Annotated in this window: 14 protein-coding genes; 9 read left to right on the top strand and 5 right to left on the bottom strand. The window is 62.9% G+C overall.

Translation table 11 applies throughout. The features are described 5' to 3' along the window. The first annotated feature begins 24 nt into the window (after positions 1-24). On the top strand, positions 25-1,350 hold the full coding sequence (locus JK208_RS06400) for a UDP-glucose/GDP-mannose dehydrogenase family protein (protein WP_211575035.1): 1,326 nt from the start codon (positions 25-27) through the stop codon (positions 1,348-1,350). 23 nt (positions 1,351-1,373) lie between these two features. Here the strand turns inward: JK208_RS06400 and JK208_RS06395 are convergent, their stop codons facing one another. The 5 genes from JK208_RS06395 to pspF all read right to left on the bottom strand — a co-directional run bounded on the left by JK208_RS06395 (position 1,374) and on the right by pspF (position 7,757). Beyond that, positions 1,374-2,783: a sugar porter family MFS transporter gene (locus JK208_RS06395; RefSeq protein ID WP_241009395.1), complete on the bottom strand. Its 1,410-nt coding sequence runs from the start codon at positions 2,781-2,783 to the stop codon at positions 1,374-1,376. 208 nt (positions 2,784-2,991) lie between these two features. Continuing rightward, positions 2,992-4,872: an adenylyl-sulfate kinase gene (gene cysC / locus JK208_RS06390; RefSeq protein WP_211575033.1), complete on the bottom strand. Its 1,881-nt coding sequence runs from the start codon at positions 4,870-4,872 to the stop codon at positions 2,992-2,994. 2 nt (positions 4,873-4,874) lie between these two features. Continuing rightward, on the bottom strand, positions 4,875-5,669 hold the full coding sequence (gene cysD, locus JK208_RS06385) for a sulfate adenylyltransferase subunit CysD (RefSeq protein WP_099285886.1): 795 nt from the start codon (positions 5,667-5,669) through the stop codon (positions 4,875-4,877). A gap of 77 nt (positions 5,670-5,746) precedes the next feature. Then, positions 5,747-6,427, bottom strand: a complete 681-nt coding sequence (locus JK208_RS06380; RefSeq protein WP_211575031.1) for a phosphoadenylyl-sulfate reductase — start codon at positions 6,425-6,427, stop codon at positions 5,747-5,749. A gap of 268 nt (positions 6,428-6,695) precedes the next feature. Continuing rightward, positions 6,696-7,757: a phage shock protein operon transcriptional activator gene (pspF, locus tag JK208_RS06375; protein ID WP_211575029.1), complete on the bottom strand. Its 1,062-nt coding sequence runs from the start codon at positions 7,755-7,757 to the stop codon at positions 6,696-6,698. Positions 7,758-7,870: 113 nt separating this feature from the next. Here pspF and pspA point away from each other — a divergent pair, with 113 nt between their 5' ends. The 8 genes from pspA (at position 7,871) to radA (ending at position 14,837) form a co-directional block, all read left to right on the top strand. Further along, positions 7,871-8,554 carry a phage shock protein PspA gene (gene pspA / locus JK208_RS06370; protein WP_099285830.1) on the top strand — a complete coding sequence of 228 codons (684 nt, stop codon included), beginning with the start codon at positions 7,871-7,873 and terminating at the stop codon, positions 8,552-8,554. A 27-nt stretch (positions 8,555-8,581) separates the two neighbouring features. Next, positions 8,582-8,821: an envelope stress response membrane protein PspB gene (pspB, locus tag JK208_RS06365; protein ID WP_194267171.1), complete on the top strand. Its 240-nt coding sequence runs from the start codon at positions 8,582-8,584 to the stop codon at positions 8,819-8,821. Beyond that, positions 8,818-10,077, top strand: a complete 1,260-nt coding sequence (locus JK208_RS06360; protein WP_211575027.1) for a hypothetical protein — start codon at positions 8,818-8,820, stop codon at positions 10,075-10,077. Before pspB ends, JK208_RS06360 begins: the two co-directional genes overlap by 4 nt. A 2-nt stretch (positions 10,078-10,079) precedes the next feature. After that, positions 10,080-11,423, top strand: coding sequence for a GIN domain-containing protein (locus JK208_RS06355; protein ID WP_211575025.1), 1,344 nt, complete (start codon positions 10,080-10,082; stop codon positions 11,421-11,423). Between the two features lie 52 nt (positions 11,424-11,475). Continuing rightward, complete coding sequence (locus JK208_RS06350; protein ID WP_062029251.1) at positions 11,476-12,261, top strand: ABC transporter permease; 786 nt, start codon at positions 11,476-11,478, stop codon at positions 12,259-12,261. Continuing rightward, positions 12,258-13,061 carry an ABC transporter ATP-binding protein gene (locus tag JK208_RS06345; RefSeq protein ID WP_211575023.1) on the top strand — a complete coding sequence of 268 codons (804 nt, stop codon included), beginning with the start codon at positions 12,258-12,260 and terminating at the stop codon, positions 13,059-13,061. The genes JK208_RS06350 and JK208_RS06345 overlap by 4 nt, the downstream gene beginning before the upstream one ends. Beyond that, complete coding sequence (locus JK208_RS06340) at positions 13,058-13,264, top strand: hypothetical protein (RefSeq protein ID WP_062029257.1); 207 nt, start codon at positions 13,058-13,060, stop codon at positions 13,262-13,264. Before JK208_RS06345 ends, JK208_RS06340 begins: the two co-directional genes overlap by 4 nt. Positions 13,265-13,436: 172 nt before the next feature. After that, positions 13,437-14,837 (top strand): DNA repair protein RadA, encoded by a 1,401-nt coding sequence (gene radA, locus JK208_RS06335; RefSeq protein ID WP_211564581.1) that lies wholly within the window; start codon positions 13,437-13,439, stop codon positions 14,835-14,837. Positions 14,838-14,844 lie beyond the last annotated feature (7 nt).

Genomic DNA, 14,844 nt, shown 5'->3' with positions numbered 1-14,844 from the left:
GACCGTAAAAGAGAGGGTCCAGAGATGCGTATTGCAATGGTCGGTGGCGGATATGTCGGTCTCGTCTCGGGTGCCTGCTTCGCCGAGTTCGGAGCGGACGTCGCCATCGTGGAGCGGGACCCGAAAAAGCTCACGGCCCTCCATGACGGGCGCATCCCGATCTACGAACCCGGACTGGACGCCCTCGTCAGCAGCAACGTCGCTTCCAGCCGCCTGACCTTCGGAGACGATCTCGTCGCGGCCATGGAAAACGCCGATGCCGTGTTCATTGCGGTCGGCACCCCCACCCGGCGCGGCGACGGCCACGCGGACCTCACCTATGTCTATGCGGCCGCGGAAGAAATCGCCCGCGCCGCCCGGACGGACCTTCTGGTCGTCACGAAATCGACCGTCCCCGTCGGTACGGGCCGCGAAGTCGCCCGCATCCTCCGCCAAACCCGCCCGGACCTGACCTTCGACGTGGCCTCAAACCCCGAATTTCTACGCGAAGGCAACGCGATCGACGATTTCATGCGCCCGGACCGGGTCATCGTCGGCATCGACCGCTCCGGCCCGGATGGCGGCAACCGCGCGCAGAGCCTGATCGAACAGCTCTATCGCCCCCTCACAGCCATTCAGGCCCCGATCGTCCTGACGGATCTGGAAACGGCAGAACTGACCAAATACGCTGCCAACGCCTTCCTCGCGATGAAGGTCACTTTCATCAACGAAATGGCCGATCTGTGCGAAAAGGTCGGGGGCAACATCCATGACGTTGCCCGCGGCATGGGCCTCGACCAGCGGATCGGCAGCCGCTTCCTCAGCCCCGGACCGGGCTATGGCGGCTCCTGCTTCCCCAAGGACACCCGCGCCCTGACCGCCATCGCCCAGGATGCCGGCGCGCCCACACAACTCGTGGAAGCCACGGTCGCCATCAACGAAGCCCGCAAAACCGGCATGGCCGAACGTATCATCACACAGGTGGGCGGAACCCTTGAGGGCAAAACGGTCGGCATTCTCGGCCTGACCTTCAAACCCGATACGGACGACATGCGCGAAGCCGCGTCCCTGCCCATCCTCGCCCGCCTGCACGACGCGGGGGCAACCCTTCAGGTTTTCGACCCCGAAGGCATGGACGCTGCCCGCTCGCTCCTGCCGGACGGCGTGCGCTACTGCGAAGACGCCCTCTCAGCCGCGCAAGACGCCGATGTCGTGGTAGTCCTGACGGAATGGAACATGTTCCGCGCCCTCGATCCCCTCCGCCTGCGTGACGCCATGCGCGGCAACGCCATCGCGGATCTGCGGAATATCTGGAGCCCCGACCTCATGCGCGAGGCCGGATTCAATTACCAGTCCATCGGCCGTCCCTAAAGGAACGGCCTTAAGAACCTGCCTTAGCGGGCCTGAGCTTCCGCCCGGGCCGCCGCACGATCCACCGGTGCAAACGTCCCGTTCTTCAGACGACGTTCCAGTTCTTCAAGCGACTGCCCCTTGGTCTCGGGCACATAGCGCAGCACGAACCAGAACGCGAAGGCATTGACGGCGGCAAACAGCCAGAACGTCCATCCCGCACCCAGAACCTGCACCAGAGACAGCGTCGTCAGCGAAATCACCAGATCCGCGCCCCAGTGCCCACCAGCGACGAGGCTCATGCCCTTACTGCGGCAGGACAGCGGATAGACTTCCGCACCCACCAGCCAGATCGCAACCGACAGACTGCCCGTATTGAAAATGGTGTAGGCCATCACCGCAGCCACCGTGATCCACGCCCCGACGCCACCCGTCAGATGCATCGCAAACGCCGTTCCCAGAACGACCAGCGCCACCACAGCTCCCGGCAGCAGACGCAGCAGCAGAGTGCGCCGTCCCCAGTTATCAACGGCCCAACCGCCAAACACCGTCGCAAACACCATGCCCACACCCACGGCCACAGATGTCAGCAGCGCCGAGTCCTGACCGAAACCCGCATCGGCAAAAATCGTCGGCGCGTAATACATGACCGCATTGATGCCCGTGAACTGGCACAGCAGCGCAATGCCCACCGAAGCCATCAGCGCTGGCCGCACCCAAGGCTTTGCCAACTCGGACCAGGGCGCCTGCACATCGTGGTTCTCAAGAATGCCGTCCAGTTCGCGATCCGCAATCTCGTCGGTCGCCCGCACCCGCCGCAGAACCATCCGCGCCTCTTCGGTCTGACCGTTCAGAGCCAGCCAGCGCGGGCTGTTCGGCAGAAACGCCATGCCCAGAAACAGGATCAGCGCCGGAAGCATCCCAATCCCAAACATCAGACGCCAGCTCGAATCCCGCAGCAGATAACCGGTGATGAAGGAAATCGTCACGCCGGACACCACCGCAAGCTGAAAGCCCACGACAAGGCGACCACGACGCTCGGGAGGGGAGATCTCAGCGATATAGATCGGCACGATCTGCGATGCCCCACCAATCGCCAGCCCCAGAATAAGCCGGGCAAGAATCAGAACAGCCACGCTATGCGCCGAGGCCACAATGACCGTCCCCACAAGGAACAGCGCCGCCGCAATCATCACCGTCCGCCGACGCCCGAGCCGGTCGGAAATGCCACCCGCCACCAGACACCCGATCAAAGCGCCCAGAATAATGGCCGATGTCACGACTTCCGCGCCAAGCGTATCCAGATGAAACTCATTGCGAAGCTGGAGCAGTGCGGAGGAAATGATGCCGGTATCATACCCGAACAGCAGCCCGCCCGTTGCCGAAATCGTTGCAATGAAATTCGTCAGAGCATTTCCGCTCAACCTCATGGACCCGTTCGTGCCCTGCATCATAAAACCTTCCGCCGCGAAGCCGCAGACCGCTATTGTGTAAACAATCCGTCCTCTTTAACGCTCCATCTCACGGAAGTAACATCACAAAAGTGACGGTTTTCGTTTTTTGCGTGAAATTTTTCGTGTCCACGACCTTTCTCCAGACATGAAAAAACCCCCTTCCCAAATGGAAAGGGGGTCTGACACCACATCAGCAGCAAAAAGATCCTTACGGCTGAACAATCCGCAGGATAAACGCCGTCAGGGTGTTGACGGCATCATGCTCCAGACGGTCCGCAGCCAGACGCAGCTCCGGCGATACCGGCGCTTCATAAGGCGCGGAAACGCCCGTAAACTCCGGGATTTTCCCCGAACGCGCCGCCGCATACAGTCCCTTGGGGTCCCGTTTTTCGCAGGTTTCCAGCGGCGTATCGACGAAGACTTCATGGAAGTTCTCGCCCACGATCTGCCGCGCCTGCGCCCGGTCCGCCTCAAGCGGAGACACCAGCGCCACGATCACGACCTGACCGCTCTCGGCCAGAATTTTCGCCACATGCGCCGCACGGCGGATGTTTTCGCGACGGTCTTCCGGTGAGAAGCCAAGATCGCTGCACAGCCCGGCCCGCAGTGTGTCCCCATCCAGAACGGTCGCATTGATCGCCTGTTCCGAAAGCGCAAGCTCGGCCGCCCGCGCCACCGTGCTCTTGCCCGAACCCGGCAGACCCGTCAGCCAGAACACGCCGTTCTTGTGACCACGCGTTTGAACCTGACGGGCCGCAGACACGCGGCTGGCTGTCGGATGAATGGCATGTTCGCCGTCCGCCAGTTCAGCCGGACCAATCAGCGGCGCACCGCCGACGATGCGCTGGTAACGATCCACCAGAACACCACGCCCATCACCAAAGCCCGGCGCGAACGGATCGAACAACACAGCATGAGACGCCGCCAGCGTGATTTCCGCAAACCCGTCCGGCGGCACGCTGTCGCCCTCACGCAGGGTCAGATCTTCCAGATCCACCACGGCATCGATGGACGCCACCGTCACGTCATGCTCGGCCGTCGCCAGACGCAGCGTAAAGCTCTCACCCACCCGCAGCGGCTCACCGCGCAGCCAGAACAGACGCGTGCGAATCCGGGCCGAACGCTCTGGCGCCGCAACCTTGTCATCCGCCGGGAACAGCAGATCGCCCCGATCCGGCACCAGATCCGGCTCCAGACGCAGCGCGATGGACTCGCCCGCACCCGCAACCGGAAGCTCCGGCGCATGCCAGCGGCAGACCTCCGCAACCGTCGCAACCTGCCCCTGCGCACCAATCGTCAGACGATCGCCCGCACGGACGGTTCCGCGCTCGATCCGCCCCGCCACATAGCGCACGCCATCAAAACGATAGACATCCTGCACCGGCATCCGGAACGGCAACGCAGCGCGCGAGGCCGGCGGCGGCACATTGGCCAGCGCTTCCACCAACGTCGGCCCCTTGTACCAGAGCGCCCGCTCGGAACGGCTGGCGATGTTATCACCATCGCGCGCGGAGGCCGGAACAACCGCCTCAACCTCGATTTCCAGACGGCCCAGAAGCTGACGCACGTCGGACTCGACCTTGACGATCTTCGCTTCGTCAAAGTCCAGAAGATCGGACTTGTTGAGCAGCACGATCACATGACGAATGCCGATCAGACGCAGCAGCATGGCATGACGCCGCGTCTGCTCCTGAGCGCCCTCCTTGGCATCGACGACCAGCACGGCGGCCTCCGCATCGGCGGCCCCGGTAATCATGTTGCGCAGGAACTGGCGATGGCCCGGCGCGTCCACGATCACAAATTCCCGCGATCCCAGACGGAACGGAATGCGCGTGGAATCAACCGTCACGCCCTGATCGCGCTCGATCTGAAGGGAATCGAGCAGGAAGCTCCACTCCACCGCCAGACCACGCTTGCGGCTGCTCTCGACGATCTGCGCCAGCTTGCCGTCCTGAAGGCTGTCGGTGTCATACAGCAGACGCCCGATCAGCGAGGACTTGCCGTGGTCGACATGCCCGACAATGACGATGGGCGTTGCCGCAGCACGATGGGTTTCGGAATACTGTCCGGTCACGATATTGTCGCCCATTGTCACAGATACCCCGCCACACGCAGACGCTCGAACACGTCCTCGGATTCATGATCCATCGCACGCCCCGCACGTTCGGACGTCCGGCTGGTTTCCAACTCGGCAATCACTTCCGCCACAGTGGAGGCATTGCTCTCAATCGGATTGGTGATGTCCTGATCGCCCAGCGAACGATACCGCTTGCCGTCTTTCGCGAAATACAGATCCACCAGCGGGATGTTCTCGCGCTCGATATAGCGCCAGATGTCGATCTCGCGCCATGACAGCAGCGGATGGACACGGATATGCATGCCGTCTTCATACGGCGTCGCATACTGGTCCCAGAACTCGGGCGGCTGGTTACGCACGTCCCAGCGATGCCCCGCACCACGCGGGCTGAACACGCGCTCTTTTGCCCGCGTCGCCTGCTCGTCACGACGGATACCCGCAATAACGCCCCGCAGCTTGTGCTTCTCGATCATCGCAGCCAGACCAGCCGTCTTGCGCGCGGCAGACCGGGCGGCAGGCGGAAGCGACGGGTCGATTTCCTCAACTGGCGGGCAGTAGCCCAGCAGCAGGTCGAGATCCCATTTCTTCGTATATTCGTCGCGGAACGCATACATTTCCGGGAATTTCTTCTCGGTATCGACATGCATGACCGGGAACGGCACGCGCCCCATGAACGCCTTGCGCGCCAGCCACACCATCACATTGCTGTCCTTGCCCAGCGACCACAGCAGGGACAGGGGCTTCAGCTTGCGATAGGCCTCGCGCAGAATGAAAATGCTCTGGGCCTCAAGCTGGTCCAGATCATCCATGATCCGTGGTTGTGCCAAGCTTGTGGTGGACTGATCCCGCGACAGGATCGGTGTCTGCGTCATTATCCGCTCCGTAGTCATGCCGGCCTGTGAATGCCACATTCCGTCTTGGCCAGACCGGCCCACCGGCCCGCCCGTCCATCTTCACCATCCTTGACCGCCCTTGTGCACGGAGCACAACCGATCGAGGTGTAACCTTTTGCAACCAGTGGATGCCGCGGCAGATCACGACGCTGCATCTGCGCCTCGATCTGCGCCGGGCCCCAGCCCGCCAGCGGGTTGAGCTTCACGCTGCCATCAGGCTGCGGGTCCAGAACCGGCAACGCCGTGCGCGTTGCGGACTGGCTGCGCTTGCGCCCCGTAATCCAGACATCGAATTCCGGCAGCACCAGATCCAGCGGCTCAACCTTACGCAACGCACAGCACGCATCCGGATCGAACGCAGCCAACTGGTCCTGCGGATCACGATCATGCAACGCTTTGGGCGTGGGCGAGAGGGTCCGCACATCAGACAGACCCAGACTGCGCACCAGACGGTCGCGATACTCCAGCGTCTCAGGGAAATGCCGCTTCGTATCCAGAAAAAACACCGGAACAGACGGATCGATCTGCGCCACCAGATCCAGCAGAACCGCCGACTCCGCCCCGAAAGACGACACCACAGCCACACGCCCGCGCAGCCGTGTCAGCGTCTCCTGCAAAATCCGGTCTTCCGGGACCTGCCGAAGATGATCCAGTTCCGTCCGTGAAAGAGACATGCGTCGCACCTGCCTGTGTCCAGATCAGTCCGACCGCTCAGGCGGCCTGCCAGAGACATAGGCGCACACCTGCCAAAAATAAACTATTTTGTTTGATATAACTTTTTTGTTTAGTTTTAATTATTCATCACACAAATTGGCTTGAGACCATACAAAATGGCCTCAGACGCCATTTCTGAATGAAGTGAAATGCGCTCCCACCCCGACGCCCCCACCCAAAACATCATCTGGCACGGTTCCTGCATCGGAGGGCTTCATGGACACGCCCTCACTCCTTCACGCCAAGCGCCTTCCGCGCCTCCTTGTCGGCCAGCCCGTGCAGCCGCAGATGATGGCGGAACTGGTAGTAGGTCAGACCCAGCAGCTCTGCCGCGCGCCGCTGGCTGAACTGCGCCTCGCGCAAAGCAGCTTCCAGCAAGGCGCGCTCATGCGTCCTGACATCCGCCCCGAAATCGCGCGGGAACGTCAGCGCCTCTCCTTCAGCCGACGCAACCGCGGGCACCGCCGGCACGACGCGCTGAACCTGCACGTCCTTCCAGTCCGGCACAACGAACGGGTCCAGCACGATCTCGTCCAGCGCCTTTTCCGGCCGGTCCATCCTGTAAACGCTGCGTTCCACCACGTTGCGCAATTCGCGGACGTTGCCGGGCCAGTCATAGGCCTGCAACCGCTCCAGCGCGCGCTCCGTGAACCCCGCGAACATCTTCCGCCCCAGTTCCGCACTCATGCGGGTGGCAAAATGCTCGGCCAGCAGGAAAATATCCTCCGGGCGCGCCCGCAGCGGCGGAATATTCACAACATCGAAGGCCAGCCGGTCCAGCAGATCCGCCCGGAAGCGCCCCTCCCGCGCCATGGCGGGCAGATCGGCATTGGTCGCCCCGATCAGCCGCACATCCACCCGGATGGTCTCGCTGCCGCCCACACGCTCGAAGCTGCCATATTCAATCACCCGCAGCAGCTTTTCCTGCACAGCCTGCGACGCGGTACCGATCTCGTCCAGAAACATCGTGCCCCCGTCTGCCCGCTCAAAGCGCGACAGACGCCGCTTCTGCGCGCCGGTGAACGCCCCCGCCTCATGGCCGAACAGTTCGCTGTCCAGAAGCGCTTCGGGCAGGGCCGCACAGTTGAGTTTCACCAGCGGCCGGTCCCATCGGTCCGACAGCAGAGCCAGACGCGCCGCCACCAGTTCCTTGCCGGTCCCGCGCTCTCCGATCACCAGAACCGGACGCCGCAGGGGCGCCAGACGGGAGACCTGATCCAGCATCCCCAGAAATGCCGGAGCCCGCCCGATCGGGGTCGGCACCTCGTCCATATCGGTGCTTCTCGCCATTTTATGGTCTCTCACGCCCCCGTTCAGGTCTTCAGTTCATAACACCCTCAAAACAGCATCACTGACAAGAGCAGGGATCTGTCCTAAGTCTCTTCAACAGGAAGGAAAGCATCATGGGTATTTTTTCTCGCCTCGCCGATATCGTGAACTCCAATCTGAATGCGATTCTCGCCAATGCCGAGGACCCGCAGAAAATGATCCGTCTGGTCATTCAGGAAATGGAAGACACGCTGGTCGAGGTCCGCAGTCAGGCCGTCCGCACGATCGCCGAACGCAAACAGCTCGAACGCCGCGTGCGCACCATGATGCACGAAGAAGACGAATGGCACCGCAAGGCCGGTCTCGCCATCGAACGGGACCGCGACGATCTCGCCCGCGCGGCCCTTGCCGCCCGCCACAGCGTGGAACAGTCGCGCGAAGCACTGGAACAGCAGATCGCCCAGATCTCGGACGGGCTGGACCAGCAGAACGACGACATTTCCAAACTTCAGGCCAAGATCGCCGACGCCAAGTCCCGCGAAAAGGCGCTCTCCATCCGCGCACGCACCGCACAGGGCCGCCTGAAAACTCGCGAAAAACTCTACGACACCCGTATCGACGACACGCTGAACCGCTTCGATCAGGTGGAACGCGCTCTTGATGAGCTTGAAGGCAAGGCAGAGGCGTATGATCTGGGCCGCCGCACCGGCCACCCCACACTTCAGGAGGAACTCGCAGCCCTTGAAACCGATGCCGTCGTGGAAAACGAATTCGAAGCCCTCAAGCGCCGTGTGGCCGAAAAGAAAAGCGCAGGCTGAGAAAAGGCTGACCGAAAGGCCCAAGGCATGAATTCGTCCATCTTCCCCTTCCTTGTTCCCATCACAGCCATCATCTGCTGGTCTGTCGTCAGCATGGTCAAACATGCCAACGGCTCACCAAAAGGCACGCCCCAGCAGGACCCCATGCTTCAGGCCGCCCTGACACAGGCCGAAGCCCATGCTACGCGTCTGGAAGAAAGGATCGACCAGCTCGAACGCATCCTCGACGAGGATATCCCGGGCTGGAGAGCAAGGAACGCACGATGACACGCCGCCCCGTCCTCTTTTCCGGCCGCCGCCCGGCGCTTCTGGCCCTGCTGGCGGGTACCGTCCTGCTGTCGCCCGCAGCCCACGCCGCGCGCATGACCCTGTCCGGAGAGGATCTGGACCTGTCGATCCCCTGCACCGGACAGGTCAGGGTCGTGGTCGATCCCAACATGAAGGACGGGGCAACGCTTGATTCAAGCAGCCTCGCACAGGTCTCCATGCATACCGGCAAGGAAGAAGCGCAAAGCCGCATCTCCATCGCCACGAAGTCCTGCGCCCCCAACGGGAAGCTGACAATCAGCATTTCCCCCAGCACCGGCCTGACGATCCACGACAGCCACGACACGCATTTCGTCATCGCCGGAAAGCTCGCCTCCCTGGACGCCAGCCTCGATTCCGCCACCATGGACATCGAAAACACCCAGTCCCTCGACCTGGACATGCAGGGCGCCTCCAGCGTCCACATCCACTCCCTCGAACGTGCCGCCCAGATCGTGGCCTCCGGCACCTCGACCCTGACGGCTGATACGGCGCAGCTCGCGGCTCTTTCGGTGCAGTTGACGCAGAATGCGGGCATGACGCTCTCGGGGGGCACTATCGACGCCCTGACGCTGATTACGGCCGATCAGGCCAGCGCCACCATTCTGGCTCACGCGACGGTCGCGACGGTCGCGGCCAACGGAACGGGCGACGTCAATATCGAGGCCGTCACCGGGCCAATGGTGCGCTCGGGCAAAGGCACTGTTCGTGTCGGCGCGGAGAATGGCGTGATCTATCGTCCCACGCCGCCGCCGCCAGCTGCCGTACCGACACCTCCTCCCGCAGCGCCGCAGCCCTCCCTTCCGGTCCAGACGCCCACTGCCAGCGCGGCCACGACCGTTCCGGCACCCGTGGTCCCGCCTCCGGCAGCTTCCGCGCCCGTCATGCAGGCACCTGTGGTTCAGCCACCTCTGGTGCAGGCCCCAACCACGCCAACCGTGGTTCCGGCTCCCGCGCCTGTCCGCCAGCCTTCCGCGCCTGACAGCCCTGCCATCCCGCAGGCGCCCAGCGTTCCGGCTCCCTCAAAAGACGCCGCGTCGAATGCGCCGCAAACAGCGCAGGCGCCTGCCAGCCTTCCTGTCACAAGCGCGCCCGCCCAGACCGCGCCGCAGACAACGATTCCGGCTCCCGCAGTGACCCCCGCCGCCCCAGCAGCTAATCCGACCACACCCTCGACGACCGGAAAGAGCGCTCAGAATGGCGCTCAGGGAGAATAGGGATGCGCCACCATCTGCATGCGCGTCTGGCTCTGCTCGCGCTTCTGAGCTGCGGTGCCGCGCCCGCGCCACCAGCCCCTCCGGCACCTCCCTCGCCTCCAGCCCCGCCATCCTTCAACGTGTACTCAACAAGCAGCCCTGACACGCTCGTCATCCCGGCGACATGTCTTGAAAACCTGTCCGTCGTGAGCGGCCCGGATGCGCATATCGTCTCCGGCAGCGGCAGCCTGAAAAAACATGGGGAACGCCTGACTTTCACGACCACTCCGCAGGACTGCGCGGCTCAGGACAGTGCGACCGTCATGGTTCCGGTACGGACCAGCCTCGACATCCAGTCCTCCCACAGCCATACGACGCTCTATCGCATCACCGGCGTCAACGGCGACGTTACGGCGGAAAGCGGACACGGCGATCTCGACATTGATCAGGCTAGCGGCCTGAACCTGACGATGACAGGCCCCGGAAACGTCTCGGTCGGGCGGCTGACGGGACGGATGACCGTGCAAAGCCTGTCCAGCGGCGACCTGCAGATCGGCGATCTCGCAGCTTCAAGCGCCAGCATCACGGCTATGTCTTCGGGCGATATCCGGATCGAACGTGGGAGCGCGGATGTTCTGACGGTCCGGGATTATGGCTCGGCCGATATTACGCTGAACGCCACCGCCCACGATGCGGATCTGACCCTCCTCGGCAGCGGCGACATCACGCTTCAGAAAGCGAGCGAAACGCTGAAAAAGCGTCCGATCGGGTCCGGCACGCTCTCCGTGGAGGACACAGCCGGTGCGCGGATCACGACCGTGACCACACCGGACGGTTCTGCCATCCTGTCCGATGCGACACGCAAGGTTCTGGACCATCTCGATATCCATATGGATACGCCTGAGATCACTTTCGGCAACACATCCACTGTCCATTATTCCAGCGGTCATGGGGTGATTGGGCTGCTGCTGAAAATCTTTCTGATCATCTGGGCCGTGCGTCTTTTCCGACGCTATCGCCGGACAGGCGTTATTCCGTTCCGGGGAACGCTGGACAAGGCCGCCGCAGGATATGCGGAGGGTGTGCGGAGCTGGTCCCGGCACCGCGCGGCATGGCAGGAAACACCCGCTGCCAGCGCGACAGCCGTGGTCAGGGATGCCGTGCTCGGTTTCCGGCGGCCGCAACCCGAACCGACGGAAGATTTCTCCCGTTCCGTCCCGCCGGGCCATCCGCTGGCCCGGCTTCAGGATCGGCTGGCGCGCATGGAGCGCAGGCTCGGCCTGATCGAACGCTGCGTTACATCCTCCGATTTCAGTCTGGAGCGGCAGTTCCGGGATCTGGAGCGGACCGATGGCCGACGCGCCTGAATACAGGACGGAAACTTTGACGTCCGGATGCAGGCAGGGTAGGGGCTGAAGGGTGAATGCCGTTCTTGACCCCATAGCGGCCCTTGGCCGCGCCGCTCTCGGCCTTATCAAGCAGGCAGGTGCTCTGGCCCTGTTCGCGCTGGAGGCTCTGTCGCATCTGGTGCGACCGCCCTTTTACTGGCGGATTTTCTTCTCCAGTCTGATCGAGACGGGGTTCTTCTCCCTCCCCGTCGTGGCGCTGACGGCCCTGTTTTCAGGGGCCGTGATCGCACTTCAGTCCTATGTGGGCTTCGGGCAGTATCATGTGCAAAGCGCGATTGCCGGAATCGTCGTCCTCGCCGTGACCCGCGAGCTTGGCCCCGTTCTGGCCGGACTGATGGTCGCCGGGCGCGTGGGCGCGGCCATGTCCGCTCAGATCGGCACCATGCGCGTGACCGACCAGATCGACGCGCTCACCACGCTGTCCACCGATCCGATGAAATATCTCGTGACGCCGCGCCTTCTGGCCGGAACGCTCGCGCTGCCCTGTCTCGTGCTGGTGGCGGATATTCTGGGTGTGATGGGTGGTTTCACGGTTTCGGTCGCCAAACTTGGTTTTTCGCCCTCGACCTACATCACGGCCACGCTAGATTCGCTCAAGACGATGGATGTCGTCGTGGGCCTCGTCAAAGCGGCGGTGTTCGGATTCCTGATCGCGCTTCTGGGCTGCTATAACGGCTATAACAGTCGTGGCGGCGCAGAGGGCGTGGGCTCGGCCACGACAGCCGCTGTCGTGGGCGCGTCCATCCTGCTGCTGCTGTTCGATTATCTCCTGACGGATCTGTTCTTCTCACAATGAGCATTCCCCCCGTAAGCACTCCCAAGATCCGCATTCGGGGCCTGCACAAGGCTTTCGGCTCCAAGATCGTGCTCGATGGCGTGGACCTTGATGTCGAAGCTGGCACGTCCATGGTCATCATCGGCGGGTCCGGCTCCGGAAAATCCGTCCTGCTGCGCTGTATTCTCGGTCTGATCGAGCCCGATGCCGGGACGATCGAGATCGACGGCGAAAACCTGCTGACGGCTTCGCGTTCCAAGCAGGATGCCCTGCGTCGGCAGATCGGGATGCTGTTTCAGAACGGTGCCCTGTTCGACAGCATGAGCGTTGGCGAGAACGTAGCGTTCGGCGTTCGCGCCAAACATTCCGACCGCAATGGCGCGACCCCGTCCCGCACGCAGGCACTGCAAATAGCCGGAGGTCTGCTCGAACAGGTGGGGCTGGACCCGTCCGTTGGCGAACTCAGCCCGTCCGAACTTTCGGGCGGTATGCAGAAACGCGTGGGGCTGGCGCGCGCGATTGCGGGCAGTCCCAACATCATGTTCTTCGACGAACCCACGACCGGGCTGGACCCGATCATGGGTGCCGTCATTGACGGGCTGATCGTGGACTGCGTGCAGAAACTCGGCTCCACCGCCATTGCCATCACTCACGATATGGCCTCGGCCCAGCGGATCGGAAACCGCGCGGCGATGCTCTATCGCGGGAAGCTGATCTGGCAGGGGGACGCCTCCGAGCTCATGAATTCCGGCAATGCCATGGTCGATCAGTTCACGCATGGCCGACGCGAAGGCCCCATCACCATGGAGCTGCGCAAATGAGCCTCCTGCCCCGTTTCCCGAAAACCGATCCCATCGTCTGGAAGCGCATCGGGCTGAGCTATCTGATCGCCCTGCCGCTCCTGTTCATCATGTTCCGCCATCAGCCGGCCCATCCGAACATGGTGCTCCAGCTTCTCGGTTTTCTTCTGATTATCGTGGTCTCGCGGCTTCTGGCGCGTCTGATCCTGCGGACACGGGAGTAAGGATTCCGGGCTCTGCCCGGGCCCGGCAGGGATCTTGATCCCTGCACCCTGATTCTAAAGGTTTCCAAAGGTCGCGACCTTTGGTGGGGTCCGGGGCAAAGCCCCGGCTGGATCAACGGCCAAGCACTCCCTATATACTGGGTTTGTTCCCCTCAAATCGAAGAGACCAGCCTTGGCCAAAAAGCCGACCACCCGTTACGTCTGCCAGAACTGTGGCGCCACCTATCCGAAATGGAACGGGAAGTGCGAAGCCTGCGGCGAATGGAACACGCTGGTTGAGGAAACTCCCGAACCGACGGCGCGCAAGACCGGAAAACTGAGTTCAGGGCGTCTGCAGACCGTCCGGCTGGATGGCGAAACGCGCCCGCCCCCGCGCATCACGACAAGCATTGCAGAGTTGGACCGCGTTCTGGGTGGCGGACTTGTCCCGGCGTCTGTCGTGCTGGTCGGCGGTGATCCGGGCATCGGCAAATCCACGCTCATGCTCCAGACGACCTGCGCGCTGGCGCGGTCAGGGCATCGCGTCCTGTATGTTTCGGGCGAAGAATCGGTGGACCAGATCCGCATCCGCGCCCAGCGGCTGGGTCTGGACCGCGATCCCAAAATGCTGGACTCGCTGGATCTTGCCGCTTCGATCAATGTTGGCGAGATCGTGGGCTCGCTGGAACAGGACCGGGCGCATACGGTCGTGGTTATCGATTCCATCCAGACGATGTGGCTGGAAAGCGTGGAAAGCTCACCGGGATCGGTCTCCCAAGTGCGGGCGAGTGCGTTCGAGCTGATCCGGCTGGCCAAGACGCTCGGTTTTGCGCTGATCCTGATCGGGCATGTCACGAAGGAAGGCTCCCTCGCCGGGCCGCGCGTTCTGGAACACATGGTCGATGCGGTCATGTATTTCGAGGGTGATCGCGGGCATCAGTTCCGCATTCTGCGCGCGGCCAAAAACCGCTTTGGCGCGACCGACGAGATCGGCGTTTTCGCCATGACCGATATCGGGCTGACCGAAGTGCCCAACCCATCCGCGCTGTTCCTTGCGGAGCGGCGCGGCAATATTGCGGGGTCGGCCGTTTTTGCGGGGCTGGAGGGCACGCGCCCGGTCCTGCTGGAAATTCAGGCACTGCTGTCTCCCAAAGCCGGGGATGGTGCGCCGCGCCGGGCTGTTGTGGGCTGGGATACGTCGCGACTGAATATGCTGCTGGCCGTGCTGGATTCTCGATGTGGCCTCAAGCTTGCGAATATGGACGTCTATCTGAACATCGCGGGCGGTTTGCGCGTGAACGAACCGGCTGCCGATATGGCGGTGGCCGCGGCCCTTGTGTCCGCCGCCACGGGCCATCCGACCTCCCCCAGTGCCGCCTATTTCGGCGAAGTCGGGCTTTCGGGCGAAATCCGGCAGGTCAGTCAGGCCGATCTGCGCCTCAAGGAAGTCGCCAAGCTGGGCTTTGGCGAGGCCATTCTGCCCCGGCGCGTCTCGGCGGCGTCCGCGCGGGTCAAGCCGCCCGCAGGCCTGAAACTCCGCGAAATCGGGCATCTGACGGATCTGGTCGGGCTGTTTTCCGACAAGGACGAATAACAGAAGC

Origin of the sequence: Gluconobacter sp. Dm-74, from assembly GCF_018256135.1 — a bacterium.
In the GTDB taxonomy this organism is placed as follows: domain Bacteria; phylum Pseudomonadota; class Alphaproteobacteria; order Acetobacterales; family Acetobacteraceae; genus Gluconobacter; species Gluconobacter cadivus.
Note: the sequence above shows the minus strand (reverse complement) of the source record. Positions and strands in the feature narration are given on the sequence as shown.